19 protein-coding genes are annotated in these 12650 nt (G+C 52.9%); 7 read left to right on the top strand and 12 right to left on the bottom strand.

Going from position 1 to position 12650, the window contains the following annotated elements; all coding sequences use genetic code 11:
• Position 1: 1 nt before the first annotated feature.
• The 6 genes from KTR07_RS05215 to KTR07_RS05190 are packed head-to-tail and all read right to left on the bottom strand — an operon-like array spanning position 2 to position 3932.
• Positions 2–316: a hypothetical protein gene (locus tag KTR07_RS05215; RefSeq protein ID WP_051997801.1), complete on the bottom strand. Its 315-nt coding sequence runs from the start codon at positions 314–316 to the stop codon at positions 2–4.
• A complete protein-coding gene (locus KTR07_RS05210; protein WP_042971660.1) occupies positions 291–770 on the bottom strand; it encodes a hypothetical protein in 480 nt (159 codons plus the stop codon). The genes KTR07_RS05215 and KTR07_RS05210 overlap by 26 nt, the downstream gene beginning before the upstream one ends.
• Positions 771–797: 27 nt before the next feature.
• A complete protein-coding gene (locus KTR07_RS05205; RefSeq protein ID WP_004327422.1) occupies positions 798–1184 on the bottom strand; it encodes a hypothetical protein in 387 nt (128 codons plus the stop codon).
• 12 nt (positions 1185–1196) lie between these two features.
• The gene (locus KTR07_RS05200; RefSeq protein ID WP_004327421.1) at positions 1197–1661 is read right to left on the bottom strand and encodes an N-acetylmuramoyl-L-alanine amidase; all 465 of its coding nucleotides are present in this window, start codon (positions 1659–1661) and stop codon (positions 1197–1199) included.
• Complete coding sequence (locus KTR07_RS05195) at positions 1661–2884, bottom strand: BACON domain-containing protein (RefSeq protein WP_005943934.1); 1224 nt, start codon at positions 2882–2884, stop codon at positions 1661–1663. The genes KTR07_RS05200 and KTR07_RS05195 overlap by 1 nt, the downstream gene beginning before the upstream one ends.
• 10 nt (positions 2885–2894) lie before the next feature.
• The gene (locus KTR07_RS05190) at positions 2895–3932 is read right to left on the bottom strand and encodes a head maturation protease, ClpP-related (protein ID WP_005846345.1); all 1038 of its coding nucleotides are present in this window, start codon (positions 3930–3932) and stop codon (positions 2895–2897) included.
• Between the two features lie 196 nt (positions 3933–4128).
• Here KTR07_RS05190 and KTR07_RS05185 point away from each other — a divergent pair, with 196 nt between their 5' ends.
• Genes KTR07_RS05185 through KTR07_RS05165 form a run of 5 tightly spaced genes read left to right on the top strand, consistent with a single transcriptional unit; the run spans position 4129 to position 9412 of the window.
• Entirely contained in the window at positions 4129–4575 is a 447-nt protein-coding gene (locus KTR07_RS05185) for a hypothetical protein (protein ID WP_004327418.1), read from the top strand.
• Between the two features lies 1 nt (position 4576).
• Positions 4577–6145, top strand: coding sequence for a hypothetical protein (locus tag KTR07_RS05180; RefSeq protein ID WP_149882698.1), 1569 nt, complete (start codon positions 4577–4579; stop codon positions 6143–6145).
• 18 nt (positions 6146–6163) lie between these two features.
• Positions 6164–6589, top strand: a complete 426-nt coding sequence (locus tag KTR07_RS05175) for a phage protein Gp36 family protein (RefSeq protein ID WP_004327405.1) — start codon at positions 6164–6166, stop codon at positions 6587–6589.
• 1 nt (position 6590) lies between these two features.
• Entirely contained in the window at positions 6591–7979 is a 1389-nt protein-coding gene (locus KTR07_RS05170) for a DUF935 family protein (protein WP_005846339.1), read from the top strand.
• A gap of 17 nt (positions 7980–7996) precedes the next feature.
• Positions 7997–9412, top strand: a complete 1416-nt coding sequence (locus KTR07_RS05165; protein ID WP_042971669.1) for a toxin glutamine deamidase domain-containing protein — start codon at positions 7997–7999, stop codon at positions 9410–9412.
• Here the strand turns inward: KTR07_RS05165 and KTR07_RS05160 are convergent.
• On the bottom strand, positions 9395–9628 hold the full coding sequence (locus KTR07_RS05160) for a hypothetical protein (protein ID WP_005846335.1): 234 nt from the start codon (positions 9626–9628) through the stop codon (positions 9395–9397). The two genes, KTR07_RS05165 and KTR07_RS05160, sit on opposite strands and share 18 nt — an antisense overlap.
• A 68-nt stretch (positions 9629–9696) precedes the next feature.
• On the opposite strand from KTR07_RS05160, the gene KTR07_RS05155 reads away from it, so the two are divergent.
• Positions 9697–10329, top strand: coding sequence for a hypothetical protein (locus KTR07_RS05155; RefSeq protein ID WP_042971665.1), 633 nt, complete (start codon positions 9697–9699; stop codon positions 10327–10329).
• 4 nt (positions 10330–10333) lie between these two features.
• Positions 10334–10780: a hypothetical protein gene (locus KTR07_RS05150; protein ID WP_005846330.1), complete on the top strand. Its 447-nt coding sequence runs from the start codon at positions 10334–10336 to the stop codon at positions 10778–10780.
• Positions 10781–10789: 9 nt separating this feature from the next.
• Here KTR07_RS05150 and KTR07_RS05145 read toward each other — a convergent pair whose 3' ends face one another.
• The 5 genes from KTR07_RS05145 to KTR07_RS05125 form a co-directional block, all read right to left on the bottom strand.
• A complete protein-coding gene (locus KTR07_RS05145; RefSeq protein ID WP_007750722.1) occupies positions 10790–11059 on the bottom strand; it encodes a hypothetical protein in 270 nt (89 codons plus the stop codon).
• Positions 11060–11166: 107 nt separating this feature from the next.
• Positions 11167–11349 (bottom strand): hypothetical protein, encoded by a 183-nt coding sequence (locus tag KTR07_RS05140; protein ID WP_005846328.1) that lies wholly within the window; start codon positions 11347–11349, stop codon positions 11167–11169.
• Positions 11350–11384: 35 nt separating this feature from the next.
• A complete protein-coding gene (locus tag KTR07_RS05135; protein ID WP_042971666.1) occupies positions 11385–12035 on the bottom strand; it encodes a DUF3164 family protein in 651 nt (216 codons plus the stop codon).
• Positions 12036–12056: 21 nt separating this feature from the next.
• Positions 12057–12500, bottom strand: a complete 444-nt coding sequence (locus KTR07_RS05130) for a hypothetical protein (RefSeq protein ID WP_007750725.1) — start codon at positions 12498–12500, stop codon at positions 12057–12059.
• The gene (locus KTR07_RS05125; protein WP_081449074.1) at positions 12463–12645 is read right to left on the bottom strand and encodes a hypothetical protein; all 183 of its coding nucleotides are present in this window, start codon (positions 12643–12645) and stop codon (positions 12463–12465) included. The genes KTR07_RS05130 and KTR07_RS05125 overlap by 38 nt, the downstream gene beginning before the upstream one ends.
• Positions 12646–12650 lie beyond the last annotated feature (5 nt).

Genomic DNA, 12650 nt, shown 5'->3' with positions numbered 1-12650 from the left:
TTCATTGTTTCTTGATTTTGAAAGTTAATACTATGCCGGCAACACATCCGGTTATAAAAGCGGCCAGCGCTATTTTAACGGGACTAAAGCGACGTTCAAATTCCGTTTCAACTGTGAATGAGTCCTCATGTGTCTCATTACGGATACGGGTCAGTTCCTCCTCATAACACAGTACCAGCCGCTGGAGGCTGTCGCAGGATGCCTCCGCTATGATATTGCCGGTCGCATCGCTCTTCACCGTCAGGCCCGCCTGCCCGTTCCTGGAATGGTAGGACGAACCGGAGGGAAGTTTACGGAGGCTGTCCGGAGGAATCATCAGGCTCACCGCCGATTTCGGAATCCCCGTCATCAACAACCCCCGCCTCACGTTTGACACGTTGTCGGCGCTTGACGACAGGCTGCTGTTCCGGTTCACCTCCGTCCTGCTCTTTCGAGTACTCGCGCATCCCGTAAAGAACAGGACAATCATCATGATGCCTGCAACTGTTGGCAGTATCAATGGCTTTCCGGAGGCGTGCCATTTCACGCCGGGTCGCCTGCAAAGCTTTCCTGTTTTCATTCAGTTCCTCTTTTAAGGGTTCTACAATATTCTCGATCAGGATACGGGTGGCATGTTCGGTATTGTCAATCCGTACCGTCTCGGCTTCGGCGGTAGCCTTCTCCGCTTTCGCCCTCGCTTCCCTGACCGTTGATTTCAGGGTGATGATGGCTATTATCGTGGCTACCAGACCACCGCCCAGCACCAGATTCATGACAGCACTGAAGTCCATACGCACACTGGTCTTTCAGGTCAAAGCCTATTTACCGGCATCCTTACCCGCAAACAGTCCGATGAGCCACTGGACAAATCCCGTATCGGCAACACCATTGGACACAAGGGACGCACCGAACCCGTAACACAACGCGATATACCACGTGGCATCAGCGACAAAGCCCGCATCCAGCCACCATAAAAGCATGGCGGCCACAATGCCCACACACCAGCTGACAATCTGTGTCGCCAAGCCCTGCATTTTTGGAAACAGAGCCTTGATCCCTTCCGTGAGCAACACCACGCCACCGACAAAACCGGCAAAGGTGGTGATCATCGCGCTATAATCGACTTCCGGTACTGTACCGGTCTGGGCAAAAGTTGCTGACACGAATCCGAGTATCAGCACAAAGAATAAAAGAAATCTTTTCATGTTGTTGTTGATTTATTGAGTTATACCTATTTGTTTAAGCCATCTCTGTACATCAAAACTGGGGCAGGCTTTGGCCGCCAGTTCATTGTGACCGACGATTCTCACATCGGGAAAACGACGATGGAAATCCTTCACGTACTTCTCAAGCGCCTTTTTCTGCCAGGAGGTACGGGTGTCCGCAGGCGTTTTACCATCCTTTGCACACCCGCCGGCATAGACGATATGGCGGCTCACGGAATTGTAACCGGCCACGCCGTTGGTCACTTCCCACGGGTCCACATTCGCGTCCTCGTTATTGTTCACCAGGCGTTCCACTCCGCCGTTCAAATGGAACAGGTCGGTATAGCCCACCTGCTTCCAGCCGCGGCCGCCCTTTGAGACGGGGTTCGTATGCCAGGCGCGAATCTCCGCACCGCTTACCTCACGCCCTTCAGGAGTGGCCGTGCAATGGATGACAAGATACTTCAGCTTTCCCATCACTCACCGCCTTCCTCTTCATCAACGGCCGCCTGGGACAGTGCTATCTCCACCTTCTTCTCCGGATCGGCGTCCAGGCCCAGTACAAGTGTGCCGGATACCGCCTTGCCGCTACTGTTCACACCGGCGGTGACCGTCAGAGAGCCATCGGTACCGACTGCCGTGAAACCGGCAGGAATGGAAACCACGCTGTAATCACCGGAGGCAGTGACCTTCACCTCCTTGCTCTCACCGGCGGCCTTGAAGGAAAGAGCGGCCGGGTCGGCAGAAATGCTGCGTTCCACTGCCTTGAACACCGGAGTCTCACGGGTGTCAAGCACCACGAACTCCTCGCCGAAGGCGATTTCCGTATCGGCCTTCATCAGCAGCTTGAAGAAGTACAGCTCGCTGGAGTTCATCCACTTGTCAATCTGGATCACCTCCTCGTCGTCCTGGAGGTTCACACCGGCAAAAAGGTTGCCGTCAGCGCTCATCGAGCAGAGCGTGGCTACGATAAGGCCATCAGGCCAGGAATTCAGCGTCTCGATGGTGATGCCCTTGTAACGCTTCTTGTTGATGTCCGTCTCGCTCGTGTTCTTGTACTCGCGTTCGGTCAGCTCGTCATCGTACTTGTCGAAGTCGTCAATACTCATCAGGATACGCAGGTTCGGATTCTCACGCAGGGCTTTTGGAATAGCCTTGCGGACAGCCTTCAACTTGCCGATCATGGAAGTATCGGAAGGAGCCGGAACCACGATCACATCCGGATCTTTAGCCGCCTGGGTCAGGATACCGTTGAAAAGGTGGTCGTCGTCCGAACCGAACTCGCCGTTCAGGTAATGCCAGCCCAGCTCGAACTTCACACTCTTGCTAAGTTCATCCAGAAGCGTGTTCTGCGCTTCGGGGGGAAGTTCGGCAAACACGAGGTTGCCCTTCGGCTGCCACTTGCGCCAAACATGCTCGAAGGCACGGGGATTGAAAGTCGTGAACGCCATGAAGTCCTCCGGATCCAGTGATTTCTCCGAGTAATTGAAATTGCCTTTCGAGTCTTCCAAAGTCGGGTTCTCCTTACGCTTCTGGAGCATCTTGCCGGTCTTGATACGCGGCAGGCTGATTTTTTTCTCCACACCGGGGATCACCATGATCAGACCTTTTTCTACAAGGTCATTCCCGGTGGTGGCCAGGACCAGTATTTTCTCCAGTACCTCGCCGTTGTAATTCGTGTTTCTTACTACTATTGCCATGGCAAATGTTTTATTTATGGTTCAACTTGTCCTTAATCTCGCTCATGCGCTTGTTCCAGGGGCTTTCACCCGTCGGATTCACACGAAGGTCGGTCATGACACTACGTTTGGGGGAAAGCTTCTCCAATGCCTTTTCCCCGTTCTCCCGGTCTTTTGCCAGAAGGTTCTCATAGATGGGGCGGGTGGCGGCATCGATACGGCCGTCCTGTTCCGCATCATCAAGCAGTTTCTTACGCGCGGCAGCGTCATCCGCATCCGCCTTGTCCTGGAACACCTTCAGTTCGCCCTTCAGGCGGGTGACCTCGGCATCAAGGGCCGGGACTTTGCCAGCCTCCGTTTCCAGCAGTCCGATTTCACGCAGGAAATCGTCATCCGTCGCACAGTTCTTGAACCGCGGACGTCTCTTGAGTTCGTCTAAATTCATGCTATTCTCGTTTTGTGGCTTGTGCAGCCGGTTATTGAATATTTGAAATACTTGTTCGGGGGTACTGTCCTCCGGTACCGGGTCAGCGTCATAAATACCGTCGATAAGCCCCAGCGCCAGCGCCTCGTCGGCACGCAGCCAGTGATCCTTGCCGTCAAAATACATCGCGCGGATTTCCTCCTTGTCCTTGCCCATACGGGTGGCATACATCTCGCAAAGGGTATCCTCAAGCGCCTCGATCTCACGGATGCAGTCCTTCATCTCATCCTTGTTGCCGTAACAGCCGCCCTGGACACTGTGAAGCATCAGACGGGCATAACGGCTCATCTGCACGGGCTTGCCGCAAAGGGCGATGACGGAGGCCATGCTGGCGGCGATGCCGTCCACGTAGATGGTAATGTCGGCCTTGCTGTTCTTCAAGGCATTGAAAATGGCGATGCCCGAATAAACCTCGCCGCCGTTGCTGTTGATACGCACGTCCACCTTCCCGGTCAGGGCTTCCGCTTCCAGAAGTTCACGGGCAATATCACCGCTGCGCACGTTATCATCGTACTCACCGATGTCACCGTAAAGAAGGATGCAACAGGCATCGGTTCCGGGTATCATATTGAAAAATCTACTCATGTCACTATCGTTTTGGCAGGTCCTTCCCTGCAAAGTTTACGGTGCGAAATTAGGGGGATTAAAAGCCTTTTTCAAACCGCGTTTTCATCATGGAGACTTTAAAGGATTGCCATGACGCTTTAAAATGTCATCATGCGGAGCGCGTTTTTTTTCGCTCCTTTTCCTTATCAATTTTGCACGTAAAAAAGGAGGTAATATGGCCGAACTTACAAACGAGCAGAAAAAGGCATGGGCGAAAACGCTCTACACCCGCGAAACGCTCACGCAGGCGGAAATAGCCGAGCGTGTGGGGGTTTCACGGGTGACTGTGAACAACTGGATAGGCAAAGGAAACTGGGAGCAGCTGAAGGCTTCCATAACCATCACACGGGAGGAGCAGCTGAAGAACCTGTACCGGCAGCTGGCGGAACTCAACAACGCCATCATGGGAAAGCCGGAAGGGGAACGGTTCCCGAACGCCGCGGAAGCGGACACCATTTCCAAACTGTCGAACGCCATCAAGAAACTGGAAACGGAAGTGGGGCTGGCGGACATCATCTCCGTGTTCTCCGACCTGCTCAAATGGGTGCGGACCTACGATTCCACGCAGGCGAAGGAGATCACCCCGCTTCTGGACGCGTTTGTCAAATCAAAATTATCCTGACATGGCAAAGAAAAGACTCACACCCCAGGACAGGATCGCACTGGACAACTGGAACGAGCTGGTGGCATCCGTGCGAGAACATTCGGACATCAACCCCACGGACACGGAAACGGAAATCAGGCAGAGGCGGGAAAGGCTGGAGAAGAACGACGAGGAGTGGTTCAAATACTACTTCGCCATGTATTGCACCTGCGAGTCCGCCGCCTTCCACAAAAAAGCCACCGGGCGGCTGATGAGGAACAACCGCTGGTACGAGGTAAGGGCCTGGTCACGCGAGCTGGCGAAATCCGCACGCTCCATGATGGAGATATCCAAACTGGCACTGACAAAAAAGATACGCAACGTGCTGCTGATCTCCAACTCGGCTGACAATGCGGAAAGGCTACTGCTGCCGTTCATGGCGAACTTCGAGGAGAACCAGCGGATCATACAGGACTACGGACAGCAGAAAAAACCGGGAGCGTGGGAAACCGGGGAGTTCACCTGCATGTCCGGATGCTCCTTCCGCGCCATCGGAGCCGGGCAGTCACCGCGCGGTACGCGTAACAAGAACTTCCGGCCGGACTTCATTCTGGTGGACGATATAGACACCGACGAGGAGTGCCGGAATCCGGAACGGATCAAAACCAAATGGAAATGGCTGGAGGAGGCGCTGATACCGACCATGTCCGTATCGGGAAACTACCGCATCCTGTTCAACGGAAACATCATCGCGCCGGACTGCTGCATCAAAAGGGCCATCGAAAAGGCCACCGAACTGAAAGCGAAAGGAATCGGGCACGTGGATATCATCAACATCCGGGGAAAGGACGGACTGTCCGTATGGCCCGAAAAGAACTCCGAGGAGGATATCGACCTCTTCCTTTCACTGGTGAGCGCGGCGGCGGCACAGAAAGAGTTCTTCAACAACCCGGTGGTGGACGGCGGCGTGTTCGCGGAAATCACCTACGGGAAAGTGCCGGCACTCTCCAGGTTCAAGTTCCTGGTGATATACGGGGACCCCGCACCGGGAGAGAACAAGACGAAAAAAAGTTCCACCAAAACGGTGTGCCTGCTCGGGAAACTCGCGGGAAGGCTTTATCTGATAAAAACGTTCCTGGACAGGGGGCTGAACGCGGAATTTGTAGAGTGGTACATCAAGCTGCTGGAGTTCGTGGGCGGAAAAACCACCGTGTACTGTTACATGGAGAACAACAAATTACAGGATCCTTTTTTCCAGCAGGTATTCCAGCCCATCGTGCGGCGGATACGCAGGGAAAGGAAAATATCACTGTACATCACCGGAGACGAGGAGAAGAAAACCGACAAGGCCACACGTATCGAGGCGAACCTGGAACCGCTCAACCGGGAGGGGAACCTGATACTCAACGAGGCCGAAAAGGACAACCCGCACATGAAACGGATGGCGGAACAGTTCAAGCTGTTCAACCTGCAACTGACCTATCCGGCAGACGGACCCGACTGCGTGGAGGGGGGAAACAGAATTATAGACCGCAAGGCCAGACAGTCGGAAAAGCCCGTCATTGTCACAAGGAAAAGCACGCGGTCACAAAACAAATACAGAGTGTAAACTTCAATACCTATCATTATGAGCAAATTTATCGAACTTTCAGACTACGACGCGAGCATACACCGCGAGATTCTGGACGCACTGACAAGGGAGGACGACGCCGTCGTGGAGATATGCGAGGACCGCGCCGTCGCCGAGATGCGCTGCTACCTTTCCAGACGTTACGACTGTGACAAAATATTCACGGCAACCGGTGACAAACGCAACCAGCTTGTCCTGATGATGGCCATCGACATAGCCGTGTACCACATTTTCTGCATACATAACCCGAGGAACCTGTCACCGCTGCGGAAGGAACGCCACGAAAGGGCGGTTGAATGGCTGAAAGCCGTGGCGGCCGAGGAGATATCGGTGGACGGCCTGCCCCTGCTGTCCGAAGAGACGAGGGCGGCAAAATCCAATTTCCTTATCAAAAGCAACCGTAAACGTGTAAACCATTGGTAATATGAGCAAAAGAAAGAAAGGGGCCGGAAAGATAACCCAAAGCGGGAACCTGCCGAGGCCCGGGCAGAAAGGACCCGCAACCATCATACTGACACAGCCCAGAAGGTTCGGTATAGACATAGCGGACTACATGCTCGCGGTAAGGGCTTTCGAGAATGTGGACTACTCCAGACGCTTCAGGCTGTACGACCTGTTCAGCGACATACTCATGGATACGCACCTGACAAGTGTCATAGAGAAACGGAAGAATGCCGCACTGGCATCTTCCATAGAATTCCGCAGGAACGGGAAGCCGGACGAGAAGGTGAACAAGCAGATCAGGTCCCCATGGTTCCGGAAGTTCATAGGGGACATCCTGGACGCCAAATTCTGGGGGTTCTCACTCGTGCAGTTCTACCGCAAGGGGGAATGGGTGAACTACGACCTGATACCGCGCAAACACGTCGATCCCGTGCGCAGGCTCATACTGCGGCACCAGACGGACACCACCGGGACGTCCTGGGACGAGTACCCCGACCTGTTGTTCATCGGTTCACCCGACGATCCCGGACTGCTGGTGAAAGCAGCCATCTGGGTGATATACAAACGTAACGACGTGGCGGACTGGGCACAGTTCGCGGAAGTGTTCGGAGCGCCCATCAGGGAGTACACGTATCCCACGGATGACGACGAGGCACGGCAGAAGGCGCTGGACGACGCGGACAGCACCGGAAGCCTGTCGGTTTTCGTGCACGCGGAGGATACGGTGCTCAAGCTCGTGGAAGCCGCGAACAAGACAGGGAGCGCGGACCTCTACGACAAGCTCTGCGAGCGCTGCAACAACGAAATCTCAAAGCTATTCCTCGGAAACACGCTCACCACCGAAGCCTCCGACAAGGGCACACAGGCACTGGGAACCGTACACAAGGACGTGGAGGAGAAAGTGACGCTCTCCGACAGGCAGGACATCCTCGACGTGCTCAACTATGACATGGCCGACATATTCGCAATGCTCGGAATAGACACCACAGGCGGGGAGTTCTGCTATCCGGAAAAGAAGCTTATCGAACCGGAGAAAAAGATGTCCATCCTCACACAGCTGCGCACGAACTTCAACCTGCCGGTAGGTGACGACTACCTCTACGAGGAATTCGGGATCGAGAAACCGGCAAACTATGACGAGCTGAAGAAACGCCAGGAGGAGAAAGCGGCGGAAATCGAGGCGGCGAAGGCCCGAAAGACCGAAAAGGCGGAAGAGGATGAACCGGATCCGGAAGAAGAACCGGAACTGGAAAAGCACGGTAAAGGAACACCCAAAGAAAAGAAAAATGCCCTTAAAAACGCATACAACTGGCTGAAACGTTTTTTCGGGAAAGCCCCGGGGAGAGACGGGGCAGCTTTAGAATGGTGATGAACGACCTCTACAGAATGGAGGACAAACAGGTGGAAACTTTATTCTCGTTCGATGAAGAGGTACTGAAGAAAGCCCTGAAGAACATATACAGCAAAGATTTCCATCCAATGACCGACATCGAGGAGAACCTGTTCGAGGCCACGTGGAAAACGATGAACAAAGCCACCGACAAGGGGTTTGGGACACGGAAAACCGATGATCCGGATTATGACTTCTACCGTGAAATCCGAATGAACAACGCCGTGTTCGCAGCTTTCAAGGTACACAGGGCACAGAACGACATGGCAGCGCTGCTGCTGGACAAAAACGGAAGTTTAAAGCCGTTTGAACAGTGGGTGAAGGAAGCCATGCCCATAGCCGACCACCAGATGATCCATTGGCTGCGTACAGAATACGACACGGCCGTCATACGGGCACACCAGGCCGCGGACTGGAGACAGTTCGAAAGGGAAAAGGACATATTGCCGAATCTCAAATGGATGCCGTCCACATCCATACATCCGGGAGCCGACCACAGAATATTCTGGGGAACCATACGCCCCGTCGATGATCCGTTCTGGAACGAGCACAGACCGGGGGACCGGTGGAACTGCAAGTGCACGCTCTCATCAACGGATGAAGCGCCGACAGCGGTACCGGACGAAAACGGGCAGAACAAGGCACATGACGGTCTGGAAAACAATCCGGGAAAAGACGGCAAACTGTTTTCAGACAAACACCCCTACGTTACTGAAGCGCATCCGGGAGCAAGAAAAGCCGTGGACGCACTGACCAGGCGCATCAACGAAATGATAGCCGAAATGCCGGACAACCTGACGCTGGAGGAAAAAACCGACATCGCCCGCAACAATCTCAAGATAGAAAAGGCACTCGGCGTTACCAAAGGCAAGCCGATGACATACGAACAGGCGAACAAGGGAAAGGAGAACCCTAAATTCGGAAAAGAGGAAGGATACCGCGTGAATTGCCAGACCTGCACCGTGACACACATGCTCAGAAGGTTGGGGTTTGACATCGAGGCAAAACCCAACATCAGACAAAGCGCATACAATGAAATGGCAAAACAAGGTATCACATGGGAAGAACGTTTCCTGAACCGGGACGGAACAAAGCCGGATTATGACTATACCTATAAATGGCAGGTCAGAAAGGGATATCAAGTAATGAATGCAAACCGGCTGAAGGAATACTTCAGGGAAAAATTCAGAGAGGATGGAATATACGAGATATATTGTGCCTGGAAAGGCGGCTCCGCACACGTGTTCTGCGCGGAGGTGACTGAAGGAAAGACAAGGTTCTTCGACCCGCAAACCGGAAAGGATGATGCAAGCAATTACATACAGAGCATGAAAGCGGGCCGTGTGGGAGTGATAAGAATAGACAACAAACTGGTAAATCCCAAAATCATGGGACTATTCATCACCAAATAAACGGGAAGAAAGTGCCAGCCCCTCCTCACCGTCCACCAGACGGCAGGACTGGCCGTCGAACAGAATAAAGGCGGGAAGACCGACAGGCAACTCAAAACCATCCCCGTCAACACAGCCCACGGAATAGATGCTTCCTTCAGGGGAACTGGCTGATAAGACAACGGAGTTGTAACCGCTACTGTTTGCTAATTCCGACACTTGTTTAGGTATTTCCATAACGCAAAAAGGCACATAAAAAACGCCTTGCTGCAAAAGTATAAAATTATTTTTTAATTCAGTCATTCATGGACATAAAAGAATATTCAAAGCTGCTAAAAGCCAAACGGAAAGAACTGGATGGACTAATGAAACGGAAGATGCCGGTTATCGCCGGACGAATGGCAAAAGACCATTTCCAGGACAATTTCCGGCAGGGAGGATTCGTAAACGGGGGATTACACCCGTGGCCGAAAGCGAAAAGGCTGTCCTCGGGACGGACCGATGCGGCAGGGAACTACGGGACGCTGCTCTCCGGAAGGAACCATCTCTTCAGCTCCGTCAAATACATGCCGGGAGAATACCGGGTGAGGGTGGCAAACGAACTCGTCTATGCGCCGGTCAATAACTGGGGAGGAGAAGTGCATCCGACCGTTACGCCCCAAATGCGGCGTTTTGCATGGGCGAAGTATTACCAGGCTTCAGGCAAGGCTAAAAAAGCCGCCACGGGCAAAAGAAAAGGCAAAAAGAAGGGTTCTGCCGCAAACAATGAACCGCAGGAAAATCAGGAAGCGCTGAAATGGAAAAGGCTGGCGCTGACCAAAAAGAAAAAGCTCCGGATAAAAATACCGCAACGCCAGTTTATCGGGGAAAGCCGGGAACTGTCCGAAAAGATAGACCGGAAAATGGAGAATGAAATCAGAAATATTTTAAACTTATAACAACATGGAAGAAATTTTTATCGCAATCATGGAACGCATCGCCGAAAAGATACCTGAACTGTCATACATTGACGAGGACTACGGACAGCTTGAAGCCGGGGCGGAGGAGGACCACTACCCGGTAACCTTCCCCTGCGTGCTCATCGGGAACGCCGAATCGGACTGGAATGACCTCGGTTACGGGGTACAGAAAAGCGAGTCACTCATCACCATACGACTGGCCATTGACTGCTACGATGACACCCACTACACCTCCGGAACCTATGACAAGGTAAGGGAACGCCAGCTCAAGGCTAAAGAGCTGTACAAGGCCTTACAGGAGTTCCAGTGCACGGAAGAGACCAGCCCGCTGGTCAGGGTAAAGAGCCGGGACTATTCGCTGCCGGGAAACATCAAGGTGTACGAGACGGTTTATTCCTTCACGCTGCATGACGAGTCGGCCATGCAGTAAGGGGAAGGTTCATTCCCCCGTGAACAGGGAAAGCTGGACGGCTGTCAGGCGGGGTTTCTTAACCTTCGGGACGGGCTTCACCTCCAAGTCCTTCAGTTCCCGACACTTGCGCCGGATAATGGACATGATCCGCTCCTCGGAAATGAAAAACTCCTGCCGGGACAACACTTTCAGGGCATCATCAAAACGCAGGCGCTGCACCTCCGTCCAGTAATAGTAACGGCGGCACAAGGCTTCATCACGGAGTTCTATCAGGTTCTTGTCTCGTCCTTTGGCCATAAGTTCAGGTATATGCTGCAAAATTAGGCATTTAACCGGGGATGTTAATAAAAAAACGCCGCATCGTGTATGAATGCGGCGTTTTTCTGTTTAGAGTGTGAACAAAATCACATGGTCATCAGTTCGGTGTCATCCTCACCCGGGACAAACGGCTCGATGCGGGTGATCACCTTGCTCTGTACCTTCACCCGTCCGCTGCCATTACAGACCGGACATTTTGCGGATAAAGGAGCTCCTCCCTGGTCCAGGTAAAAGATACGTCCCTTGCCTTCACAACGCTTGCAGGCCATGACGTGCGGCGCGATGTTCTTCGTCTTTTCCATAACTACAACCGGCAGAATGAAGGCTCGATACGGCGCCAGACACCGTTCTCGTCACGTTTATGAAAATAGTAGTTCACCGCGGTCTTGTACACCACATTGCTCTCACGGAAGAGGTCCATGATCTCCGTGTATTCGCTGTCGAAACGGTCCTCCAGCTCATACAGCTTGCTCACCGACTTGTAGTCCAGATCACCCTGGCGGTTACGCTCGATCATGGTCATACCGAGCTGGTACATCGGATCATCGGTACCGAGTTCCCGGCTCATGGCGTAACGCTTCAGGTAATCCACCAGACGCTCGGCGGCGAGGTTGGCACGCTCGTCGAAGCTCTTCACCTTGTTACTCCTCACTTCCAGCTTCATGTCACCGTCCACGATGGTGAAACTCGCCTGGTCATCCTTGCGAAGTTGCCCATAGTCACGCATCAGGTCACGGAAAGAGGCGGCTTCCTTCTCTACCCAGTCACGGAAGGCCTTCACGTCATCCACAACTGGAAACAGCCTGTTCTTCACTTCAAGCATGAACTGCGCACGAAGCCCTTCGTAGGCATCGCGACGATTGCGCTTGTTTTCCTTCTCTTCCTGCTGGAGCTGTTTCAAAAGCTCCTTTCTGTCCTGGACGGACAGGCTTTTTAATTGTTCTTTCAAGTCCATAACTAAAAAATTAAATGGTTATTACTGTTGTTTATTCTCACGTTTGCGGCGGATGGCGCGCAGCTTCACCTGCAACGTGTCCAACGCCTCACAGTCAAGTTCACGGAACTCCATACCAGCGATACGGCTGTCCAGGCAGAAAGCGTTCACCTTGTCCCAGTCGGCCGTATTGATGCCCAGCAGCTGCATCTGGTGCAGTACCGCGGAACGCTTCTGACGGAGAATCTTCCGGAGTTCTTCCTGGTGAGTGGGCGGCACCAGCTTACGCATCCCGGCTATGGCCGCACTGTATTCCTTCAGTGTCATGTCGCGCAGACTCGTGGTACGTCCGTCCGTGTACTGGGAAACTACGCTTTCCTTCAAAGCATCGCGGTCAGATGTCGGAAGGCGGTTCAAAAGACTATAAAACACCGCATAATTCTCGGGTTTATTTAACTGCTTGCGGCTGTTGATGTCTATCTGCATGGCTATGCTGTTTTTTTTTGTTTATTTTAAGGTCATTAATTTCCTTAATCACTCTCTTTACTCTGATAGTACACAAATAATCAAGAAGATGCTCTTTTTCATTTTTTGTACACTTATACTGGTCGAAAAATTCAAGTATGCCCATTCTAT

This window comes from Bacteroides sp. MSK.20.82 (genome assembly GCF_019052485.1).
GTDB lineage: Bacteria > Bacteroidota > Bacteroidia > Bacteroidales > Bacteroidaceae > Bacteroides > Bacteroides thetaiotaomicron.
Note: the sequence above shows the minus strand (reverse complement) of the source record. Positions and strands in the feature narration are given on the sequence as shown.

Bases quoted from the DNA above. Each gene is read 5' to 3' on its own strand.
- KTR07_RS05215 (WP_051997801.1), bottom strand. From the start codon at position 316: ATGATTCCTCCGGACAGCCTCCGTAAACTTCCCTCCGGTTCGTCCTAC.
- KTR07_RS05210 (WP_042971660.1), bottom strand. From the start codon at position 770: ATGGACTTCAGTGCTGTCATGAATCTGGTGCTGGGCGGTGGTCTGGTA.
- KTR07_RS05205 (WP_004327422.1), bottom strand. From the start codon at position 1,184: ATGAAAAGATTTCTTTTATTCTTTGTGCTGATACTCGGATTCGTGTCA.
- KTR07_RS05200 (WP_004327421.1), bottom strand. From the start codon at position 1,661: ATGGGAAAGCTGAAGTATCTTGTCATCCATTGCACGGCCACTCCTGAA.
- KTR07_RS05195 (WP_005943934.1), bottom strand. From the start codon at position 2,884: ATGGCAATAGTAGTAAGAAACACGAATTACAACGGCGAGGTACTGGAG.
- KTR07_RS05190 (WP_005846345.1), bottom strand. From the start codon at position 3,932: ATGAGTAGATTTTTCAATATGATACCCGGAACCGATGCCTGTTGCATC.
- KTR07_RS05185 (WP_004327418.1), top strand. From the start codon at position 4,129: ATGGCCGAACTTACAAACGAGCAGAAAAAGGCATGGGCGAAAACGCTC.
- KTR07_RS05180 (WP_149882698.1), top strand. From the start codon at position 4,577: ATGGCAAAGAAAAGACTCACACCCCAGGACAGGATCGCACTGGACAAC.
- KTR07_RS05175 (WP_004327405.1), top strand. From the start codon at position 6,164: ATGAGCAAATTTATCGAACTTTCAGACTACGACGCGAGCATACACCGC.
- KTR07_RS05170 (WP_005846339.1), top strand. From the start codon at position 6,591: ATGAGCAAAAGAAAGAAAGGGGCCGGAAAGATAACCCAAAGCGGGAAC.
- KTR07_RS05165 (WP_042971669.1), top strand. From the start codon at position 7,997: ATGGAGGACAAACAGGTGGAAACTTTATTCTCGTTCGATGAAGAGGTA.
- KTR07_RS05160 (WP_005846335.1), bottom strand. From the start codon at position 9,628: ATGGAAATACCTAAACAAGTGTCGGAATTAGCAAACAGTAGCGGTTAC.
- KTR07_RS05155 (WP_042971665.1), top strand. From the start codon at position 9,697: ATGGACATAAAAGAATATTCAAAGCTGCTAAAAGCCAAACGGAAAGAA.
- KTR07_RS05150 (WP_005846330.1), top strand. From the start codon at position 10,334: ATGGAAGAAATTTTTATCGCAATCATGGAACGCATCGCCGAAAAGATA.
- KTR07_RS05145 (WP_007750722.1), bottom strand. From the start codon at position 11,059: ATGGCCAAAGGACGAGACAAGAACCTGATAGAACTCCGTGATGAAGCC.
- KTR07_RS05140 (WP_005846328.1), bottom strand. From the start codon at position 11,349: ATGGCCTGCAAGCGTTGTGAAGGCAAGGGACGTATCTTTTACCTGGAC.
- KTR07_RS05135 (WP_042971666.1), bottom strand. From the start codon at position 12,035: ATGGACTTGAAAGAACAATTAAAAAGCCTGTCCGTCCAGGACAGAAAG.
- KTR07_RS05130 (WP_007750725.1), bottom strand. From the start codon at position 12,500: ATGCAGATAGACATCAACAGCCGCAAGCAGTTAAATAAACCCGAGAAT.
- KTR07_RS05125 (WP_081449074.1), bottom strand. From the start codon at position 12,645: ATGGGCATACTTGAATTTTTCGACCAGTATAAGTGTACAAAAAATGAA.